General features: G+C 63.9%; 18 protein-coding genes and 1 riboswitch. Of the genes, 14 read left to right on the top strand and 4 right to left on the bottom strand.

Features of this window, described 5'->3' with window-relative positions; genetic code table 11:
- Nucleotide 1 precedes the first annotated feature (1 nt).
- The 4 genes from metK (at nucleotide 2) to metF (ending at nucleotide 4,279) form a co-directional block, all read left to right on the top strand.
- Nucleotides 2-1,168 (top strand): methionine adenosyltransferase, encoded by a 1,167-nt coding sequence (metK, locus tag F2P46_RS17100; RefSeq protein WP_166891968.1) that lies wholly within the window; start codon nucleotides 2-4, stop codon nucleotides 1,166-1,168.
- Between the two features lie 320 nt (nucleotides 1,169-1,488).
- Nucleotides 1,489-1,563: riboswitch (S-adenosyl-L-homocysteine riboswitch) on the top strand.
- 26 nt (nucleotides 1,564-1,589) lie between these two features.
- Nucleotides 1,590-3,014, top strand: a complete 1,425-nt coding sequence (ahcY, locus tag F2P46_RS17095; protein WP_166891966.1) for an adenosylhomocysteinase — start codon at nucleotides 1,590-1,592, stop codon at nucleotides 3,012-3,014.
- Nucleotides 3,015-3,105: 91 nt separating this feature from the next.
- The gene (locus tag F2P46_RS17090) at nucleotides 3,106-3,459 is read left to right on the top strand and encodes a phage holin family protein (RefSeq protein ID WP_166891962.1); all 354 of its coding nucleotides are present in this window, start codon (nucleotides 3,106-3,108) and stop codon (nucleotides 3,457-3,459) included.
- Nucleotides 3,446-4,279: a methylenetetrahydrofolate reductase [NAD(P)H] gene (metF, locus tag F2P46_RS17085; RefSeq protein ID WP_166891959.1), complete on the top strand. Its 834-nt coding sequence runs from the start codon at nucleotides 3,446-3,448 to the stop codon at nucleotides 4,277-4,279. Before F2P46_RS17090 ends, metF begins: the two co-directional genes overlap by 14 nt.
- Nucleotides 4,280-4,475: 196 nt before the next feature.
- Here metF and F2P46_RS17080 read toward each other — a convergent pair whose 3' ends face one another.
- A complete protein-coding gene (locus F2P46_RS17080; protein WP_229509328.1) occupies nucleotides 4,476-4,997 on the bottom strand; it encodes a 5-formyltetrahydrofolate cyclo-ligase in 522 nt (173 codons plus the stop codon).
- Between the two features lie 114 nt (nucleotides 4,998-5,111).
- Between F2P46_RS17080 and F2P46_RS17075 the strand changes: the two genes are divergently transcribed.
- From F2P46_RS17075 to F2P46_RS17050, 6 genes are all read left to right on the top strand, one after another.
- The gene (locus F2P46_RS17075; protein WP_229509327.1) at nucleotides 5,112-7,076 is read left to right on the top strand and encodes a lytic transglycosylase domain-containing protein; all 1,965 of its coding nucleotides are present in this window, start codon (nucleotides 5,112-5,114) and stop codon (nucleotides 7,074-7,076) included.
- A gap of 32 nt (nucleotides 7,077-7,108) precedes the next feature.
- Nucleotides 7,109-8,071 (top strand): complex I NDUFA9 subunit family protein, encoded by a 963-nt coding sequence (locus F2P46_RS17070; RefSeq protein ID WP_166891953.1) that lies wholly within the window; start codon nucleotides 7,109-7,111, stop codon nucleotides 8,069-8,071.
- Nucleotides 8,072-8,100: 29 nt separating this feature from the next.
- The gene (locus tag F2P46_RS17065; protein WP_166891950.1) at nucleotides 8,101-8,823 is read left to right on the top strand and encodes a glutathione S-transferase family protein; all 723 of its coding nucleotides are present in this window, start codon (nucleotides 8,101-8,103) and stop codon (nucleotides 8,821-8,823) included.
- Nucleotides 8,824-8,851: 28 nt separating this feature from the next.
- Nucleotides 8,852-10,135 (top strand): multifunctional CCA addition/repair protein, encoded by a 1,284-nt coding sequence (locus F2P46_RS17060; protein WP_166891948.1) that lies wholly within the window; start codon nucleotides 8,852-8,854, stop codon nucleotides 10,133-10,135.
- 145 nt (nucleotides 10,136-10,280) lie between these two features.
- Nucleotides 10,281-11,150, top strand: coding sequence for a cytochrome-c peroxidase (locus F2P46_RS17055; protein WP_368737924.1), 870 nt, complete (start codon nucleotides 10,281-10,283; stop codon nucleotides 11,148-11,150).
- Nucleotides 11,147-12,685, top strand: a complete 1,539-nt coding sequence (locus tag F2P46_RS17050) for a DAHL domain-containing protein (protein ID WP_368737923.1) — start codon at nucleotides 11,147-11,149, stop codon at nucleotides 12,683-12,685. The genes F2P46_RS17055 and F2P46_RS17050 overlap by 4 nt, the downstream gene beginning before the upstream one ends.
- Nucleotides 12,686-12,727: 42 nt before the next feature.
- On the opposite strand, the gene F2P46_RS17045 is transcribed toward F2P46_RS17050, so the two are convergent.
- Entirely contained in the window at nucleotides 12,728-13,228 is a 501-nt protein-coding gene (locus F2P46_RS17045) for a hypothetical protein (protein ID WP_166891942.1), read from the bottom strand.
- Between the two features lie 246 nt (nucleotides 13,229-13,474).
- Here F2P46_RS17045 and F2P46_RS17040 point away from each other — a divergent pair, with 246 nt between their 5' ends.
- A complete protein-coding gene (locus F2P46_RS17040) occupies nucleotides 13,475-14,137 on the top strand; it encodes a GNAT family N-acetyltransferase (RefSeq protein WP_166891940.1) in 663 nt (220 codons plus the stop codon).
- A gap of 18 nt (nucleotides 14,138-14,155) precedes the next feature.
- Here F2P46_RS17040 and F2P46_RS17035 read toward each other — a convergent pair whose 3' ends face one another.
- Entirely contained in the window at nucleotides 14,156-14,665 is a 510-nt protein-coding gene (locus tag F2P46_RS17035; protein WP_099873715.1) for an Lrp/AsnC family transcriptional regulator, read from the bottom strand.
- A 125-nt stretch (nucleotides 14,666-14,790) separates the two neighbouring features.
- On the opposite strand from F2P46_RS17035, the gene hppD reads away from it, so the two are divergent.
- From hppD to F2P46_RS17020, 3 genes are all read left to right on the top strand, one after another.
- Nucleotides 14,791-15,912, top strand: a complete 1,122-nt coding sequence (hppD, locus tag F2P46_RS17030) for a 4-hydroxyphenylpyruvate dioxygenase (protein ID WP_166891937.1) — start codon at nucleotides 14,791-14,793, stop codon at nucleotides 15,910-15,912.
- A 68-nt stretch (nucleotides 15,913-15,980) separates the two neighbouring features.
- Complete coding sequence (locus F2P46_RS17025; RefSeq protein WP_166891934.1) at nucleotides 15,981-19,553, top strand: indolepyruvate ferredoxin oxidoreductase family protein; 3,573 nt, start codon at nucleotides 15,981-15,983, stop codon at nucleotides 19,551-19,553.
- A 111-nt stretch (nucleotides 19,554-19,664) separates the two neighbouring features.
- Nucleotides 19,665-20,066: a DUF3224 domain-containing protein gene (locus F2P46_RS17020; protein WP_166891932.1), complete on the top strand. Its 402-nt coding sequence runs from the start codon at nucleotides 19,665-19,667 to the stop codon at nucleotides 20,064-20,066.
- 176 nt (nucleotides 20,067-20,242) lie between these two features.
- Here F2P46_RS17020 and F2P46_RS17015 read toward each other — a convergent pair whose 3' ends face one another.
- On the bottom strand, nucleotides 20,243-20,638 hold the full coding sequence (locus F2P46_RS17015) for an MAPEG family protein (protein WP_166891930.1): 396 nt from the start codon (nucleotides 20,636-20,638) through the stop codon (nucleotides 20,243-20,245).
- Between the last annotated feature and the right edge of the window lie 58 nt (nucleotides 20,639-20,696).

Genomic DNA, 20,696 nt, shown 5'->3' with positions numbered 1-20,696 from the left:
CATGTCAAACGACTATCTCTTCACGTCCGAATCCGTGTCCGAAGGCCATCCAGACAAAGTTGCCGATCAGATTTCGGACGCCATCCTCGACGCCATCCTCGAGCAAGACCCGAAAGCGCGCGTTGCCGCCGAAACCCTATGCAACACCGGTTTGGTGGTGCTGGCCGGTGAAATCACCACCCACGCCAACGTCGATTATATTCAGGTCGCGCGCGAAACCATCAAGCGCATCGGCTACGACAACACCGACTACGGCATCGACTACCGCGGCTGCGCCGTGATGGTCTGCTACGACAAGCAGTCGCCCGACATCGCCCAGGGCGTCGACGAAGGCGCCGGGCTCGACCTGGACCAGGGCGCCGGCGACCAGGGCCTGATGTTCGGCTACGCCTGCGACGAAACGGCCGAGCTGATGCCGGCCGCCATTCATTACGCGCACCGCCTGGTCGAACGCCAGTCGCAGCTGCGCAAGGATGGCCGCCTGCCGTGGCTGCGTCCGGATGCCAAGTCGCAAGTGACCCTGCGCTACGTGGACGGGCGTCCGGTTGGCGTCGACACCGTGGTGCTGTCGACCCAGCACGCGCCGGAAGTCACGCACGCGCAGATCGAAGAAGCGGTGATTGAAGAAATCATCAAGAAAGTGTTGCCGGCCGAATGGCTGCACAACACGCGCTACCTGGTCAACCCGACCGGTCGCTTCGTCATTGGCGGCCCACAAGGCGATTGCGGCCTGACCGGTCGCAAGATCATCGTCGACACCTACGGTGGCGCGGCGCCGCACGGCGGCGGCGCGTTTTCGGGCAAGGACCCATCCAAAGTCGACCGTTCGGCGGCCTACGCGGCCCGTTACGTGGCCAAGAACGTGGTGGCGGCCGGGCTGGCGCGCCAGTGCCAGGTGCAGGTCAGCTACGCGATCGGCGTGGCCAAGCCGATCAATATTACTGTGTACACCGAAGGCACGGGCGTGATTTCCGACGAAAAAATTGCCGCCTTGGTGATGGAACACTTCGATTTGCGACCGAAAGGCATCGTCCAGATGCTCGACCTGCTGCGTCCGATTTACCAGAAGACAGCGGCCTACGGCCACTTCGGCCGCGAAGAGCCGGAATTCACGTGGGAGCGCACCGACAAAGTCGCCTTGCTGCGCGCCGAAGCCGGCCTGTCCTAAGCAACACTCTGCAAACCGCCAACAAACGCGGTTTGCCTCTAAACCGGGGTCAGAGCTTTAACTCGAAACATTTCTAGTTAAAGCTCTGACCCCGGTGTTCGTTTCGGGGCTGTTCTTGCTAAAAGCGCAAGAATCTGACGAAATGGGGGCCGCTATTTCGATTTACCCGAAATCCTGCGCCGGGGTCAGAGCTTTAACTAGAAATGTTTCGAGTTAAACCTCTGACCCCGGTTGTAGGTGCTCTGCACCCAGGCGTAGGCGCTTTTGCCGCACCCGAGAAATTTGGCTGGCGCAACTTGACGTTAGCGGCTACACTTCTTAGTTCCGAGGAGCGTTGCGACGAAATTGCTATTTCGCCAGGCTCGGAAATTCCACCGCAACTGCGCTCACGTTACTTTTTTCTAACTGAAAGGAGGGCGTGATGAACGCCGTACTCAAATCTTCGCAAGACTTCCATATCGCCGCCATTTCCCTGGCCGCCTGGGGCGACAAGGAAATCAAGATCGCTGAAACCGAAATGCCCGGCCTGATGGCTATCCGCGAGGAATTCGCCGCGGCCCAGCCACTCAAAGGCGCGCGCATCACCGGTTCGCTGCATATGACGATCCAAACCGCCGTGCTGATCCAGACCCTGGAAGCCCTCGGCGCCAAGGTCCGTTGGGCATCGTGCAATATCTATTCGACCCAGGACCACGCCGCCGCCGCCATCGCCGCCGCCGGCACCCCTGTGTTCGCCGTCAAGGGCGAAACCCTCGACGAATACTGGGAGTACACCCACCGCATCTTCGAATGGCCAAGCGACGCCGGCCAGCCGGTGTATTCGAACATGATCCTCGACGATGGCGGCGACGCCACCCTGCTGCTGCACCTGGGCACGCGCGCCGAAACCGATCCGTCGGTGCTGGCCAAGCCGGGGTCGGAAGAGGAAATCTGCCTGTTCAACTCGATCAAGACCCACCTGGCGAAAGATGCCACCTGGTACTCCAAGCGCCTGCCGCAAATCCTGGGCGTGACCGAGGAAACCACCACCGGCGTGCACCGCCTGTACCAGATGCACAAGGAAGGCAAGCTGGCCTTCCCGGCAATTAACGTCAACGATTCGGTCACCAAGTCGAAATTCGACAATCTGTACGGTTGCCGCGAGTCGCTGGTCGACGGCATCAAGCGCGCCACCGATGTGATGATCGCCGGCAAAGTAGCCGTCATCGCCGGCTACGGCGACGTCGGCAAGGGCTCGGCCCAGGCCATGCGCGCGCTGTCGGCGCAAGTGTGGGTCACCGAAATCGATCCGATCTGCGCCCTGCAGGCGGCGATGGAAGGCTACCGCGTCGTGACCATGGATTACGCCGCCGAACACGGCGACATCTTCGTTACCTGCACCGGCAACTATCACATCCTGACCGAACAGCACATGCTGGCCATGAAAGACCAGGCCATCGTCTGCAACATCGGTCACTTCGACAACGAGATCGATGTCGCTTCGCTGAAGAAATATGAGTGGGATAACATCAAGCCCCAGGTCGATCACGTGATCTTCCCGAGCGGCAAGCGCATCATCCTGCTGGCCGAAGGCCGCCTGGTCAACCTCGGTTGCGGTACCGGTCACCCGTCGTACGTGATGAGCTCCTCGTTCGCGAACCAGACCATCGCCCAGATCGAGCTGTTCGCCAATACCGACAAGTACCCGGTCGGCGTGTACGTGCTGCCGAAGCACCTGGACGAGAAAGTCGCGCGCCTGCAGCTCAAAAAGCTCAACGCGCAACTGACCGTGCTGACCGACGAGCAAGCCGCGTACATTACCGTCAGCAAAGAAGGCCCTTACAAGCCTGACCACTACCGTTATTAATCGGTAACGACGGCGCGCATCTGCAAAGAGCGCGCCGTTTTTTTGTTCTACACAATATCTTTTTCATATCAACCGGACTCCCGCTTCCCTTATGCGCTTACTTTTGACGTGGTTGATTAACGCAGTGGCGCTATGCGCGCTGCCATTCTTGATGAGTTCGGTTCAAGTCACGAACCTGGTGTCGGCCTTGATTGCCGCGCTGGTGCTCGGGCTGGTCAATACCCTGATTCGTCCGGTGCTGGTACTGCTGACCCTGCCCGTAACCCTGCTATCCATGGGGTTGTTTATCCTGGTGATCAACGCGCTGCTGTTTTGGGCAGTCGCCAACTTGATCGACGGATTCCAAGTGTCAGGTTTCTGGTCGGCCTTTATCGCCGCCATCCTGTACAGCATCATCTCGTGGGCGCTGTCTACCTTACTCCTCAAAAAAGATGGCAACTCCTGACTTCAGCATTGAATTCTATCCGCCCAAGACTCCCGACGGGGCGGATAAGCTGCGCGTGGCGCGCGCCAAACTGGCGCTGCTGCAACCTAAATATTTCTCGGTCACCTTCGGCGCCGGCGGCAGCACGCAGCAGGGCACGCTCGACACGGTCGTCGAGATCCTCGGCGAGGGCCACGACGCCGCTCCCCACTTGTCGTGCGTGGGCGCCACGCGCGAATCGATCCGTACGATCCTGAAACAGTTCCAGTCGCATGGGATCAAACGCGTGGTGGCCTTGCGCGGCGACTTGCCAAGCGGCTACGGCGGCGCGGGCGAGTTGCGCTATGCCAGCGATTTGATCGAGTTCATCCGCGCCGAGACGGGCGACTGGTTTCACATCGAAGTGGCGGCCTATCCGGAAGTGCATCCCCAGGCCAGGTCGCCGCAGGATGACTTGCAGAACTTCGCGCGCAAGGTGCAGGCCGGCGCGAATGCGGCCATCACCCAGTATTTTTACAACGCCGACGCGTACTTTGCGTTCATGGACCAGAGCCGCAAGCTGGGGATCGATATTCCCGTCGTGGCGGGGATCATGCCGATTACCAATTACACGCAGTTGATGCGGTTTTCGGATATGTGCGGAGCGGAAATTCCGCGCTGGGTGCGCTTGAAGCTGGCCAGTTTCGGGGATGACACGGCATCGATCAAGGCGTTCGGGCTCGATGTGGTGACGCAGCTGTGCGAGAGATTGCTCGCTGGCGGCGCGCCGGGGCTGCATTTTTACAGCATGAACCAGGCGGTGGCGACGACCGCGTTGTGGGAGCGCTTGAAGGCTGCTTGATGCATCGATGCTCGATTTATTGATGAGAGTGTGATGATCGTTCGCTACGCTCAAAACCGTCGTCCCCGCGAAGGTGGGGACCCAGGTTCGTGCTGAAGCCGCAGACGGCGCGACGAACTTGGATCCCCGCCTTCGCGGGGATGACGTTTTCTGGTCTAACGGCGAAGGTAACGTCTGCCGGCGGAAGGCTACTAAATTACCCCTCGGTAATGACCCAATCGAGCGCCACATCATGGCGCTCCCCGGCAAACGCCACCTGATCCTGCGCATATGCAATCCCCACCGTGACCGGCCTCGGCGCCTCCTCCAGCGTGCGGTCGTAATACCCCCCGCCATACCCCAGCCGGTACCGCTTCGCCGTAAACCCCAGGCAAGGCACCAGCAGCACCCCCGGCCGGTCCACCATCCTTTGCTCAGCCGGCACCGCCACCCCCATCCGGTCGCTGACCATCGCCTCCCCAGGCACCCACTCCACGAACGCCAGCGCGCAATCGGGCGCCACCACCAGCGGCAGCGCCAGCGGCACGCCCGCCCTTGCCAGCTCAAGATACAGCGGCTGCAAATCGGGTTCGCCCCGCAGCGGCCAGTACACCCCCAGCACCGGGTCCGCTTCGCGCGCACCCCACCACGCCAGCACGCGTGCCCCGATCAGCGCGTCGCGCCGCGCCTTTTCCAGGGGATCGAGCGCGCGCCGGGCCGCTTTTAGGGTGGCGCGCAAACTTGCCTTGTCGGCACTATGTGCATTTGCATCATTTGCGTGCGCCGATGCTGGCTGCGCGGCATGCCCGCATGGTATTCTAGGTTCGCCGGTCATGTGTTAAATGAAGTATCAATGGAGAGTTGCATTCAGATGTTCCTGCCGAAATTGTTTGCCTTCGCGATTGCCGCCGGAGCCTGCCTGATTCCAGCGTACGCCCAGGCGAGCGCGCCCCCGTACGACCCGCGTGCCGACGACGATACCTTCCTGCTGCTGCGCGAAGCCGCGCGCCAGGACGATGCCGCCAAGGCCAATGCCTACGCCTCGCGCCTGCAGAACTATGCGGTGCCGTCGTATGTCGATTATTATCGGCTCAAAACCCGGATGCGGGTGGCGTCCGCCGATGAATTCCGCGATTTCCTCAAGCGCTACCAGGGCCTGGCCATCGCCGACCGCCTGCGCAACGACTGGCTGCTGGAACTGGGCCGCGCGCGCGACTGGGCCAATTTCGACCAGCAGTATCCCCTGTTCGTGCTCAACGATGACACCCAGGTCAAGTGCTACGCCCTCATGGCGCGCGTGGCGCGCGGCGAAAAAGTGGCCGACGACGCCCGTGCGCTGCTGGCCAATCCGCCCGGCTATGGCGATGCCTGCGGCTCCCTGATTTCCACCCTGGCCCAATCGGGCCAGTTCGATGCCAACGACCTGCTGGCCCAGCTGCGCCTGGCCGGCGAAACCCGCGCCACCGGCCCGGCCAAACGCATCGCCGCGCTGCTCGGGGTATCCGAACTGCACGCCTCGCAGGCGGTCGACCTGCCGGCGCTGGCCATGGCGCGCGGCATCGGCGAGACCCGCGCCGACCACGAAGTCTATCTGGTGGCGGTGGCCCGCATGGCGCGCACCAGCCAGAACCTGGCCGTGGTCGCCCTGAACAAGAACGCCCCGCGCCTGTCGCCCCAGGAACAAGCCATCGGCTGGGCCGGCATCGCGCACGCCGCCTCGCTCACGCTCGCCCCCGAAGCCTACGATTACTGGCGCAAGAGCGCCGGCGCGCCGCTCACGGCCGAACAGATTCAGTGGAAAACCCGCATCGCCCTGCGCCGCGGCGACTGGAAAACCGTCAAGGCCACCATCGAAGCGATGCCGGCCCCGCTGCGCGCCCAACCCGGTTGGACCTACTGGCTGGGCCGCGCGCTGCAGGCCGAACACGGCGCGCACGAAGCGGCCGTGGCCCTGTACCAGCGCATCGCCGACCAGAACAGCTTCTATGGCCAGTTGGCGCTGGAAGAACTGGGCCAGCTCATTTCGATCCCGCCGCCGGGCCCGGCCCTCACGCCCGAGGAAATGGCGCCCATGGCCAGCAACCCCGGCCTGCGCCGCGCGCTCAAGTTCTTCAGCCTGCGCCTGCGCCCCGAAGGCACGCGCGAGTGGAACTGGGAACTGCGCAAGTTCAGCGAACGCGAACTGCTGGCCGCGGCCGAATTCGCACGCCAGAACCAGATCCTCGACCGCATGGTCAATACCTCGGACCGCACCCGCACCCAGTTCGACTACACCCAGCGCTTCCCGGCGCCGCACAACGACATCCTGCACCCGACCGCGCAGCAACTGGGCCTGGACCGGGCCTGGGTGTATGGCCTGATCCGCCAGGAATCGCGCTTCATCATGGATGCGCAGTCGAGCGTCGGCGCGTCCGGCCTGATGCAGGTCATGCCCGCCACCGGCGCCTACGTGGCGCGCAAGATCGGCCTGGGCGACTACGTCAAGAACAAGCTGACCGACGTGCGCACCAACATCCTGCTCGGTGCGAACTACATGAGCATGGTGCTCGAAAACGCCGACGGTTCGCAGACCCTGGCCACGGCCGCCTACAACGCCGGCCCGGGACGCATGCGCAACTGGCGCGGCAAGCTCTCCGAGCCGATGGAAGGGGCCATCTTCGCCGAGTCGATCCCGTATATGGAAACCCGGATCTATGTGAAGAATGTGATGTCCAACGCGACCAACTACGCCGCGCTGTTCGAGAACAAGCCGCAGTCGCTCAAGGCGCGCCTTGGCAAAATCACGCCGCGCAGCGCCCAGGGCAACGACTTGCCCTGATGCGCCTGCGGGCACATTTCGGAGCGTGCACGATGAAAGACATGACTGTAGTGGTGTTTGGCGGCTCCGGCTTCATCGGCAGCCATCTGGTGGCGCGCCTGTCGCAGGAGGGCGCACGGGTCATCGTGCCGACCCGGCGCGCCGAACGCGCCAGGCACCTGATCTTTTTGCCGCGCGTCGATGTCGTCGGCGCCAACGTCGCTGACGACGCCACCGTGCGCCGCCTGCTGGCCGGCGCCGACGCCGCCATCAACCTGGTGGGTGTGCTGCATTCGCGCCGCGGCCAGCCGTACGGGCCCCACTTCAAGCGCGTCCATGTCGAGCTGCCGCGCCGCATCGTGGCCGCCTGCGCCGCCACGGGCGTGACGCGCTACCTGCACATGAGCGCCCTGGGCGCGGCCGCCGACGGCCCGTCCATGTACCAGCGCTCCAAGGCCGACGGTGAAGTGGCCGCGCGCGCCGAGCCCTCGGTGGCGGCCACGATTTTCCGGCCATCGGTGGTGTTCGGTCCCGGCGACAGTTTTCTCAATACCTTTGCGCGCATGCAGAAGTGGCTGCCGTTCATTCCGCTGGCCGGCGCCGCCACCGATTTCCAGCCGATCTACGTGGGCGACGTGGCCGACGCGTTCGTGCACGCGCTGGGCGACCTGAAAACGCGCCACCAGGTGTATTCGCTGGGCGGGCCGCAGATGTATTCGCTGGCCGAACTGGTGCGCTTGGCGGGCCGCTATGCCGGCCATCCGCGCCCGGTGTTCGGCATTCCCGAGCCGCTGGCGCGCCTGCAGGCGGCGCTGTTCGAGCTGCTGCCGGGCGAGCCGCTGATCAGCCGCGACAACCTCGACTCGATGCGGGTCGATAACGTCGTCGATCCGGCCATCCAGGCCACCACCGCCGCCGCCCTCGGCCTGCAACTGCGCGCGCTCGAAGCGGTGGCGCCGCACTACCTGGCGCCGCACGAGCGCTTTGACGACTACCGCGCCCGCGCCGGGCGCTGATTTCTCACTTTTCTCCGGAAAACGACACAATGCAAACCACCGAACTCGATCCGACCCTGTCGCACACGCTGGACGAGGCCAAAAAGGCCGGCCTGACGCTCATCATCGGCAACAAGAATTATTCGTCCTGGTCGATGCGGCCGTGGGTGGCGGCCACCGCGTTCGGCATCCCGTTCAACGAAGTGCGGGTGCTGCTCGACCAGCCAGATACGTCGGCGCGCATCGCCGAGTATTCGGGCGCCGGCCGGGTGCCGGTGCTGATCGCCGGCGAAATGACCATCTGGGACAGCCTGTCGATCTGCGAGTACCTGGCCGAGCAGTTCCCGGAAAAGCATCTGTGGCCGCGCGACGTGGCGGCGCGCGCCATGGCGCGTTCGGTCACGGCCGAAATGCACAGCGGCTTCGCCGATTTGCGCCACGCCATGTCGATGAATATCCGCATGAGCCTTCCCGGGCGCGGACGCACCCCGGGCGCGCAGGGCGACATCGGCCGCATCAGCGAGATCTGGGAAGAGTGCCTGTCGCGCTTCGGCCACCACCAGTTCTTGTTCGGCGACTTTTCGATCGCCGACGCCTTTTTCGCGCCGGTGGTGATGCGCTTTAAGATCTACGGCGTGGCGCTGGCGCCCGCCCTGCAAGCCTATTGCGAGCGGGTCCAGGCCCACCCGGCGGTGGCGCGCTGGGTGCGCGAAGCGCTGGCCGAAACCGAAACCGCAGCCCATCACGACGAAGAAATCCGCGGCAAGCCATAATAGCGGTTTAGGCAATATTGACTTGAGCATGAAAACATACATCGTTGGCGGCGCGGTGCGCGACGGCCTGCTGGGCCTGCCGGTGCAGGACCGCGACTGGATCGTGGTCGGCGCCACACCCGAAGACATGCTGGCCGCCGGCTTTCGCCCGGTCGGCAAGGACTTTCCGGTCTTCCTGCATCCCACCACGCAGGAAGAATACGCGCTCGCCCGCACCGAGCGCAAGACCGCGCCCGGCTACCGCGGCTTCGTGTTCCACACCTCGCCCGACGTCACGCTCGAAGAAGACCTGGTGCGGCGCGACCTGACCATCAATGCGATCGCGCGCGCCGACGACGGCACCGTCACCGACCCGTTCGGCGGCCGGCGCGACCTGGAAGCGAAAATTTTCCGTCATGTGTCCGACGCCTTTGCCGAAGACCCGGTGCGCATCCTGCGCCTGGCGCGCTTCGCGGCGCGTTTTCCCGACTTTACGGTGGCGCCCGAGACCATGGCGCTGATGCGCAGCATGGTGGCGGCCGGCGAAGTCGACGCCCTGGTGGCCGAGCGCGTGTGGCAGGAAGTGGCGCGCGCGCTGATGGAACAAACCCCGTCGCGCATGCTCGCCGTGCTGCGCGAGTGCGGCGCCCTGGCGCGCATCATGCCGGAACTGGACGCCCTGTGGGGCGTGCCGCAACCGCCGCTGCACCACCCCGAAATCGACACCGGCGCGCACATGATGCTGGTGATCGATTACGCGGCCGAACGCGGTTTCGACTTGCCGGTGCGCTTCGCGGCCCTGATGCACGACCTGGGCAAGGGCGCCACGCCCTCCGAGCACTGGCCGCGCCACCACGGCCACGAGCAGCTTGGCCTGGCGCTGATCGACGCCGTCTGCGCGCGCCTGAAGGTGCCGGGAGAGTGCCGCGACCTGGCCGTGATGACCGCGCGCGAGCACGGCAACGTCAGCCGCGCGCAAGAACTGCGCGCCAACACCCTGGTCACCCTGTTCGAGCGCTGCGACGCGTTCCGCAAACCGGCCCGCTTCGGGCAGATGCTGCTGGCCGCCGAGAGCGACTCGCGCGGGCGCGGCGGCGCGGGTGACGATTTCCGCACCCGGCCCTATCCGCAAGGGCCGTACCTGCTGCGCGCCCTGGACGCGGCGCGTGGCGTCAACGCCGGCGAAGTGGCGCTGCGCTGCGGCGAGAACAAGCAGCAAATCGCCCACGCCGTGCACAGCGCGCGCGTTTCGGCCGTCAAGGCGGCGCTGCGCCTGGGCGACGACCCTGCTCAGGCGGACGACAGGGAAGAGCCGAATCCTGCTATTCTTTGATCCGATATTGGCATTGACACGGAGAAACGGGATGCTGTCCACCTTGCGCCGGTCCCTGCGTCGGACTCTTGGCGCGCTCGCCTGCTGCGTTGCAGGGGTTGCCGCGGCCCAGGCGCTTGTCAATGAGCCAATCCGGCCGCTGCCCGTGAAGGCGGTGGGCGACCCTGCGCGCATCGCCCTGGGCGAGCGCTTGTTCCAGGACCCGCGTTTTTCGCGCGAGAGCACCCACAGCTGCGCCAGCTGCCACCAGTTGCGGCGCGGCGGCGCCGACGGCAAGGCCATTTCCCCTGGTGCGGACGGCAAACCGGCGCGCTTTAACACGCCCACCGTCTATAACAGCAGTTTCAACTTCCGCCAGACCTGGACCGGGCGCTACAGCGGCGTCGAGCAGTTGCTCGACCACGTCATCGGCAAGCCGGCGGTATTTGCCGACAACTGGGACGTGGTGGCCGCGCGCCTGACCCGCGACGAGGCGCTGGCGGCCCAGTTCAAGGATGTCTACGGCGACGCCCTGCGCCCGGCCTACGTGCGCGATGCGCTCGACCAGTATCTGCGCTCGCTGGTGACGCCCTCGCGCTTCGACCGCTACCTGCGCGGCGAGGCCGGCGCCATCACGGTCGAGGAAGAACGCGGCTACCTGCGCTTCAAGAGCTTCGGTTGCGCGGCCTGCCACCAGGGCATCAACCTGGGTGGCAACCTGTTCCAGAAACTGGGCGCCATGCGCGAGATGCCGGGACAGGAAACGAGCGGCGCGGACCTGGGCCGCTACCGCGAGACCGGCCGCAATATCGACCGCAAGGTGTTCCGCGTGCCTGGGCTGCGCAATGTGGCGCTGACGGCGCCGTACTTCCACGACGGCTCGGTCGCCACCCTGGAGGAGGCGGTGGAACTGATGTTCAAGTACCAGCTCGGGCGCACCGCCTCGCAGCAGGACAAGGAACTGATCGTGCGCTTTTTGCACACCCTGAGCGGCGAGAAGCTGGTGCCGGCCGCCTCGCCGGGAGCGGCGCCGTGAGCGGGGTGCTCCGTTCCTGGCGCCGCGTCGCCTCGCTGCTGTTGCTGATCGCGCTGATGGTGGTGCTGGGCGTGCTGTTCAACCGCACCCAGGCCGTCGACCTCGAAGCGCAGAACCGGGTCATGCTCAACCTGCGCGAGCTGGAAAAGCTCGACTCGGAGTGGAACGTCAACATCCTGCGCTCGCACATTGGCTTGAACAGCAACTACGATCCGCTCTCGACCCCGCTGCCGCGCATGCGCGAGCTGCAGCTGCGCCTGGCCGCCGCCTTGCCGATGACCGGCAACCCGAGGGCCGGCGACGCGCTCGAAGAAGTCAAGCGCGCGCTGGTGAAGAAGGAAGAACTGGTCGAGCAGTTCAAGACTCAGAACGCGATCCTGCGCAATTCGCTGATCTTTTTCCCGCCCGCGATCACCGACCTGAAGACCGAATTGAATGGTATCGAAGGGGCGATCGTGCCAGGCCGCGTGGTGCTGGCGCTCGATACCGCCTTGAACAGCCTGCTGAGCGACATCCTGCGCTACAACCTGGCGCCGTCGCCGGCGCTGGCGGCGCAGATCGAACGCACGATCGCCTCGATGCAGCCCTTGCGCGGCGATTTTTCGGACAGCGTGAGCGACACCATCGATGAACTGGGACGCCACGCGCACGCCATCCTGCGTTACCGCCAGCTGGAAAACGAACTCGAAATGCATATCGCGAACAGCCGCACGGCCGAGGCGATGGAAAAGCTGGGCGGCCTGTTCGACACCTCGTTCGACCAGGTGCTGATCGAAAAACAGCGCTACCGGACCTATTTGTTCGCCTATTCGGGCTTGCTGTTGCTGCTGCTGATGTACGTGGCGCGACGCCTGCTGCGCAGCTACAGCATCATCGGCGAGGTCAATCGCAGTTTGCAGGCGGCCAACGAGACGCTCGAACATCGCGTGGCCGAGCGCACCGCCGAGCTGGAAGCGCAGTCGGAGCGCTTGAAGCAACTGGCGCAGCACGACAGCCTGACCGGTTTGATCAACTACGGCGAGCTGACCCGCCTGCTGGCGCACGCGCTGGTGCGGGCCGGGCGGCGCGGCGACGTGGTGGTGGGCATGTTCATCGACCTCGATGGCTTCAAGGCGGTCAATGACACCTACGGGCATGCCACCGGCGACCTGGTGCTGTGCGAAGTGGCCAGGCGGGTGCAGGACAAGCTGCGCAAGGAAGACGCGCTGGCGCGCCTGGGCGGGGACGAATTCGTGATCTTGCTGGAAGAGGTCAGCGGGCGCGATGGCGCGCTGCGGGTGGCCCAGCAGACGCTCGACGCGATCCGCTCGATCACCGAGGCGGGCGGCTTCCCGGTGCGTATTTCGGCCAGTATCGGCGTGGCCAGCGCCAAGGGCAGGGAAGGCTTCATGCGCGGCGCGCCGGCGCTGCTGGCCGACGCCGACCAGGCCATGTACGTGGCCAAGCAGGGCGGCAAGAACGGCATTTCGTTCAGCCCGCAGGCGCAGTGGAGCGAGGCGCCGCTGGCGCCGGTCGACTTCACCAGCGCGGTGTGAACGGCAGGCGCGGACCGGCCATCACGGACCGGCCATCAGGCATCAGGAGATGCCCAGCTGCTCCAGGCGATAGCGCATTTCGGCGGCGATGCCTTCATTGGGCGACGAGGCAAATGCGCGGATCAGGGCGATGGACTCGGGCGTGCCAATGTCGGCCAGCGCGTGGCTGAACCATTTGGCGATGACTTCATCGTCCGAACACGTGTATTGGAGTGTGTCGAAGCCGCTTTCAAGCATGGTGCGTATGCAAGGAATGCTCGATGGATGGCCGAGATTCTGGATCTTCCTGGTGATTTCCTGATGATGGTAGTGCCCCGGCATCATCAGCAAATTGTTCAGAATGTCCGCTTTGACATGCGCATCCGCAATGCAGTCAATCATGCCGTCAAGTGACATCCAGTTGTCGTCATCGCTTGCAATGTCGGCCTGCATTTCGCCGAGAAGGTAGTTTTTCAGGCTATCGGCGTCGATTCCCGCCAGTTTATGCCGCTCCGACAGGTTGGCGCGGATAGTATCGAGCAGCGTGCGTTGCGATTTGTCCATTGCGATGCGAAAGCCTGTCTGGTTAGAGGTGGAATCATATCAACTTGATAGCCTTTCCATGAGCAATTGTCTCAAATTAGCCAGCCTGGACATGTTCCAACGCGTTGCGCGTAGAATCGCTTGTAGTCATGCCTCATGCATGCATTCGCGACGCCAAAAATGGCGGCGTGCAAGCAGGGGCTCCCGTGCATGCGCTACAATGGGCAAATTGGTGCGCTGCACAATAGACGTCACGGAGTCCGGCTCATGTTCACAAACCCCTTCAGCAGCTGGCTCGGCAACCGCAAGAGCAGCAAAACCCGGCGCAAGGTGCTGGTCAAGCAGCTCCACGAACGCGACCGCCGCCGCGTGCTCAAGCATTTCCTCGCGCTCGACGATAGTGACCGCTTGCTGCGCTTCGGCACCAGGCTGCCGGACGAACTGGTCGAAACCTACGTCGGCAAGATCGACTTTTCGCACGACACCGTGTACGGCGTCTACAACCCGGTATTCAAGCTGGTCGCGGTCGGCCACCTGGCGTTCGCGCCCAAGCAAGCCTCGACCCACGCCCTCTCCAGCACCACCAAGGACATCGTGGCCGAATTCGGGGTCTCGGTGTCGGCCTCCGCGCGCGGCCTGGGGATCGGCTCCAAACTGTTCGAACGCGCCGCCATCCGCTGCCGCAACCTCGATGTCGACACCTTGTATATGCACTGCCTCTCGTCCAACCAGACCATGATGCACATCGCCAAAAAGGCCGGCATGGAGATCCAGCGCGATTACGGTGAAGCCGACGCCTACCTGCGCCTGTTGCCGCCCGACCCGGCCAGCATGCTGCGCGAAGCCATCGACGAGCAGTTCGCCACCATCGACTACACCCTCAAGGCCAACACCCGCGCCGCCGTCAAGTTCTTCGTGCCTAAAAAGTAGTCGTTCACAGAGAAGCGCTTACACCAGCGGCAGCGCGGTCGTATCCTTGATCCGCTGCAGCGCGAAGCTCGACTTGACGTCGGCCACCGCCGGGTGGCTGAGCAAGGTCTGCATCATGAAGCGCGAAAAGTGGTCCATGTCTTCCACGTGCACGCGCAGCAGGTAATCCATCTCCCCCGTCATCGCATAGCAGGCCACCACTTCCGGCCAGTGCTCGACCGACAGCGCAAAATCGGCGTGCGGCGAGCTGGTGGCGCGGCGCGCCCCGGCCGCGTTGCTGGACGCCTCGCTGTGCTTTTCCAGGCGCACGTTCACATACGCCAGCAAACCGAGCCCGATCTGGGCCGGATCGAGCAGCGCCACATACTGGCGGATCACGCCCGCCTCTTCGAGCCGCTTGATGCGGCGCAGGCAGGGAGAGGGCGACAGGCTGACCCGGTCGGCCACGTCCTGGTTCGACAGGCGTCCGTCCGCCTGCAAGATCGCCAGAATCTTCCGATCTGTTTTATCGAGCACAATTTTTGGCATATTTCCTCCGAAAGCCGCATTTCAACGCAATATTATTGCTCAAATTGCTGGCCGTGGGGCAGTGTTTGAAATTTAATGCCTGTGTCGCGGGACTATACTGTGCCCTATTAAAATAGGAGACTGTCATGCAATTTACGCCTTGGGAAAACCCGATGGGGACCGATGGATTCGAATTTGTCGAGTACGCGGCGCCGGATCCGAAAGCGCTCGGCGCGCTGTTCGAGCAGATGGGCTTCACCGCCATCGCACGCCACCGCCACAAGGACGTGACCTTGTATCGCCAGGGCGAGATTAACTTCATCATCAACGCCGAAAAAGACTCGTTCGCCCAACGTTTTGCGCGCACCCACGGCCCGTCGGTCTGCGCCATCGCGATCCGCGTCGACGACGCCGCCATGGCCTACCGCCGCGCGCTCGAACTGGGCGCCTGGGGTTTCGACAACAAGACCGGCCCGATGGAACTGAACATCCCCGCCATCAAGGGCGTGGGCGATTCGCTCCTGTATTTCGTCGACCGCTGGCGCGGCAAGGGCGCCAACGCCGGTTCGGCGCCCGGCACCATCGGCGACATCAGCATCTATGACGTCGACTTCGTCGCCATCCCGGGCGCCGTGGCCAACCCGGTCGGCAACGGCCTGACCTACATCGATCACCTGACCCACAACGTGCACCGCGGCCGCATGAAGGAATGGGCCGAGTTCTACGAGAACCTGTTCAACTTCCGCGAAGTGCGCTACTTCGACATCGAAGGCAAGCTGACCGGCCTCAAATCGAAGGCGATGACATCCCCGTGCGGCAAAATCCGCATTCCGATCAACGAATCGTCGGACGACAAGTCGCAGATCGCCGAATACCTCGACGCCTACCACGGCGAAGGCATCCAGCACATTGCACTGGGCACCGACGATATCTATCACTCGATCCAGGGCATGCGCGACACCGGCATCGTGTTCCAGGATACGATCGAAACCTACTATGAGCTGATCAACCGCCGCCTGCCGGGCCATGGCGAAAACCTCGACGAACTGCGCCGCCTGCGCATCCTCGTCGATGGCCACAGCAGCGAGACCGAACGCGAACTGCTGCTGCAGATTTTCACGCAGACCGTGATCGGCCCGATCTTCTTCGAAATCATCCAGCGCAAGGGCGACCAGGGTTTCGGCGAAGGCAATTTCCGCGCACTGTTCGAGTCGATTGAACTCGACCAGATCAAGCGCGGCGTGCTGCAAGATACGACCGTGGCGTAAGCAGGGTACAAGCGCACCGCCAAGACGGTGCGCGCAGCAATGCACAAGAACATACGGAGACAAAGACAATGAACGCACCACTAGACCGGGCTCACCTCGATGCCGAGCCGTCGCACGAGATTTCGCTCGACGACAAATGGACGCTGGAGCGCGGCCGCGCCTTCATGACCGGCACCCAGGCGCTGATCCGCCTGCCGATGATGCAGCGCGAACGCGACCTCAAGGCCGGGCTGAACACCGCCGGCTACATCACCGGCTACCGCGGCTCGCCGGTCACCTCGGTCGACATGACCGCGGTCAAGGCCAAGAAGCACCTCGACGCCCACCACGTCAAGTTCCATCCGGGGATGAACGAAGACCTGGCCGCCACCGCCGTCTGGGGCACCCAGCAAACGAACCTGTTCAAGGACGCCAAGTACGACGGCGTGTTCTCGATGTGGTACGGCAAAGGCCCCGGCGTGGACCGCTGCGGCGACGTCTTCAAGCACGCCAACAACGCCGGCTCTGCCCGCCATGGCGGCGTGCTGGTGCTGGCCGGCGACGACCACGCGGCCAAGTCCTCGTCCACCGCGCACCAGTCCGACCATATTTTGAACGCCTGCGGCATTCCGGTGCTGTACCCGGCGTCGGTGCAGGAATACATCGACTACGGCCTGCACGCCTGGGCCATGAGCCGTTACACCGGCTTGTGGGTATCGATGAAGTGCGTCACCGATATCATCGAATCGGGCGCCGTGGTCGACTTCGACCCGGACCGCGTGCAGATCACGCTGCCGACCGACTTCGTGCTGCCGGAAGGCGGCCTGAATATCCGCTGGCCCGACACCGTGCTCGATATGGAAGTGCGGATGAACAGCTTCAAATGGTACGCGGCCCTGGCTTACGCGCGCGTCAACAAGCTCAATAAGATCATCTGGGACAGCCCGAAACCGAAGATCGGCATCATCACCGCCGGTAAATCGTATCTGGACACGCGCCAGGCGCTGGCCGACCTGGGCATCGACGAGCAGGCCGCCGCCGACATCGGCATCCGCCTGTATAAAATCGGCATGACCTGGCCGCTCGAAGCGGAAGGCGTGCACGAATTCGCCAAGGGCCTCGACGAAATCCTGGTGGTCGAGGAAAAGCGCCAGATTTTGGAGTACGCGCTCAAGGAAGAACTGTACAACCTGCCGGACGGCCAGCGTCCGCGCGTGGTCGGCAAATTCGACGACACCGGCGAATGGTCGAACAAGGGCGGCACCGGCCACGGCGACTGGCTGCTGCCGGCCACCTATGAGCTCAACCCGGCCCAGATCGCGCGCGCGATCGCCAGCCGCATCTCGCACTACTGCGCCGGCCATCCGGCCCTGCAGCGCGTGAAAGAGCGCATCGCCTACCTGGAAGCGAAAGAGCTGGTACTGAAAAACGTCAGCACCAAGCCCAATCCCGACACCGACCGCACCCCGTACTTCTGCTCCGGCTGCCCGCACAATTCGTCGACCAAGGTGCCGGAAGGCTCGCGCGCGCTGGCCGGCATCGGCTGCCACTACATGGTGCTGTGGATGGACCGCGAAACCTCGACCTTCACCCACATGGGCGCCGAAGGCGTGACCTGGGTCGGCCAGGCGCCGTTCACCAACGAGAAGCACGTCTTCACCAACCTCGGTGACGGCACTTACTTCCACTCGGGGATCCTGGCGATCCGCGCGGCGGTGTCGGCCAAGGTCAACATCACCTACAAGATCCTGTTCAACGACGCCGTTGCCATGACCGGCGGCCAGGAATTCGACGGCCCGCTCGATCCGGGCATGATCAGCCGCCAGATCGCGGCCGAAGGCGTCGGTCCGATCATCGTCGTCACCGACGAACCCGAAAAATACCCGCTTGATTACAAGTGGGCCGAAGGCGTGACCGTGCGCCACCGCAGCGAATTGATGGACGTGCAGCGCGAACTGCGCGAAAAACCAGGCGTGTCGGCCATGATCTACGACCAGACCTGTGCATCCGAAAAACGGCGTCGCCGGAAACGCAACGAGTATCCGGATCCAGCCAAGCGCGCCGTCATCAACGAGGCAGTGTGCGAAGGCTGCGGCGACTGCTCGGTGCAGTCGAACTGCCTGTCGGTCGAACCGCTGGAAACGGAACTGGGGCGCAAGCGCCAGATCAACCAGTCGTCGTGCAACAAGGACTTCTCGTGCGTGACCGGTTTCTGCCCGAGTTTTGTCACGGTCGAAGGCGGATCGCTTAAGAAACCGAAGAAAGCCGCCACCGGCGACGCGTCCCCGCCGCAGCTGCCGACGCCTGTGCTCAAGAGCACGGCCGCGCCGTACGGCATCCTCATTACCGGGATCGGCGGCACCGGCGTGGTCACCGTCGGCCAGATCCTGGCGATGGCGGCCCACGTCGAAGGCAAGGGCGCCATTGTGCTCGACATGAGCGGACTGGCCCAGAAGGGCGGCCCGGTGATGTCGCACGTGCGCCTGGCCGACAAGCAGGCCGACCTGCATTCGACCCGCGTGGGCACCGGCAGCGCCGACCTGGTGATCGGCTGCGACCTGATCGTCACGGCCAGCCGCGACGCCCTCTCGCGCATGGGCGAAGGCCGCACCTACGCTGCGATCAATTCGACCGGTTCGTCCACGGCGGCTTTTGTGAAGAATCCCGACTGGCAGTTCCCGGGTGCGTCCTCGCAAGCCGAAATCGTCAAGGCCTGCGGCGCCGAGCGCGTCGACTTTGTCGACGCCGGCCAGATCGCCACCGCGCTGATGGGCGACTCGATCGCCACCAATATGTTCATGCTCGGCTACGCGTGGCAAAAAGGCCAGGTGCCCTTGACCGAAGCGTCGATCCTGAAGGCGATTGAACTGAACAACGTATCGGTGGGCTTTAACAAGAGCGCCTTTACGTGGGGCCGCACGGCGGCGCACGATTTGCAGTCGCTGGTGAAGATGACCACGCCGGCCAAGGTGATTGAGTTCAAGCGCACGCAAAGCCTGGACGAGATCATCAACAAGCGCATCGATCTGCTGACCGCTTACCAGGACGTCGCCTACGCCAACCAGTACAAGGCGTTCGTGGACCAGGTGCGCGCCGAGGAAGCGAAGCTGGGCAAGGGCACGCGCCTGACCGAAGCGGTCGCGCGCTACTTCTACAAGCTGATGGCGTACAAGGACGAGTATGAAGTCGCGCGCCTGTACACCAACGGCGCCTTCCAGGAGAAGATCGCGGGCATGTTCGAGGGCGACATCAAGCTCAAGTTCCACCTGGCGCCGCCGCTGTTCGCCAAGCACGACTCCAAGGGCCAGTTGATCAAGCAGGAATTCGGTCCGTGGATGATGAAGGCGTTCGGCCTGATGGCGAAGATGAAGGGCCTGCGTGGCGGCGCGCTCGACATCTTCGGCTACACGGCCGAGCGCAAGATGGAACGCGCGCTGATCGCCGAGTACCGCACGACGGTCGGTTCGCTGCTGCCGAAGCTCAAGGCCGAGACCCTGTCGCAAGCGGTGGCCATTGCCAGCATCCCTGAAGATATTCGCGGATATGGGCATGTGAAGGAACGTCACCTGAAGGCGGCCAAGGAGAAGGAAGCCGCGCTGCTGGCGGCTTTCGGCAAGCCAGCCTCGCCGGACGGGGTGATCCAGATCCATCGGGTCGCGTAAGACCGGGTCGCGTAGACCGCGCAGTGTCAGATGAATGGCCCGCTCTCAAGCGGGCCATTTTTTCGTCTCGGGTTATGATATAGGCATCGCAATCGACCGGGGCAGACCACCATGTTCATTACCGCCAAGGGCACTTTCGAGATCACCATGCAGGCGCCGCCATCGGGGGAGGGCGCCGGGCGCGTCTCGCTCGGGCGTATGCTGATCGATAAATACTACAGCGGCGACTTGATCGGCATCGGCCAGGGCGAGATGCTCTCGGCCGGCAATCCGGCAGGCGGGTCGGCGGGCTACGTGGCCATCGAACACGTGACCGGCACCCTCGACGGCATGAGCGGCAGCTTCGCCTTGCAGCACGCGGGCACCATGCACCAGGGCGCCAGCCACCTGTCGATCAGCATCGTGCCGGGGTCGGGAACGGAAGGACTGACCGGCATCCAGGGCAAGTTCAAGCTCGATATCGTCGACAGCAAGCATTACTATGAACTTGAGTACACGATGGACTTGGGATGACAAAGGTGAGCGGCGCATCGGCTACGCAATCGCGTAGCGATAGCGTCCTAACCGTCGCCCCCGCGCAGACGGGGGCCCAAGTTTGTGGTTTAGTCACCGGCTGCGGAATAGACTTGGGCCCCCGCCTGCGCGGGGGCGACGGCGCGTAGTGTGGCGGTATCAGACCGCGCCGGTTCCTACGGCAGCAAGATCGCCGCCAGCACCATCCCAAGTCCCACCAGCGACACCGACCACACAATCGAACGCACCACCGGAATACCCGCCGCGTACAGCGGCACGTACACCACGCGCGCGATCAGGTAAAGCCACGCCCCCCACAAGGTCAGGTCGCCTTCGCGCCCGCCCACATGCGCGATCAGCACGGCGGCCGCGAACAGCGGCAGGGTCTCGAACAGATTGGCCTGCGCCCGCTGCAAGCGCGCCGTCACCACGCCCGGCGGCGGCGCCGGCGTGTCGCGCGCGCTCATGTTGTACTTCACCCCGCTCTCCTTGTTGCGGAAGGCCCCGGTCGCCATGATCTGCACCAGCGCCAGCACCAGGGTCCAGCCCAGGATCATCAGTTCGGTCGTCATCGCTTTTTCCCTTGAACGCCAGCGGTCGCCGGCAATATGGTCAGATTAACAAAGAAAA

It is taken from the genome of Massilia sp. CCM 8734 (assembly GCF_011682155.1).
In the GTDB taxonomy this organism is placed as follows: Bacteria; Pseudomonadota; Gammaproteobacteria; order Burkholderiales; family Burkholderiaceae_D; genus Telluria_A; species Telluria_A rubra.
Note: the sequence above shows the minus strand (reverse complement) of the source record. Positions and strands in the feature narration are given on the sequence as shown.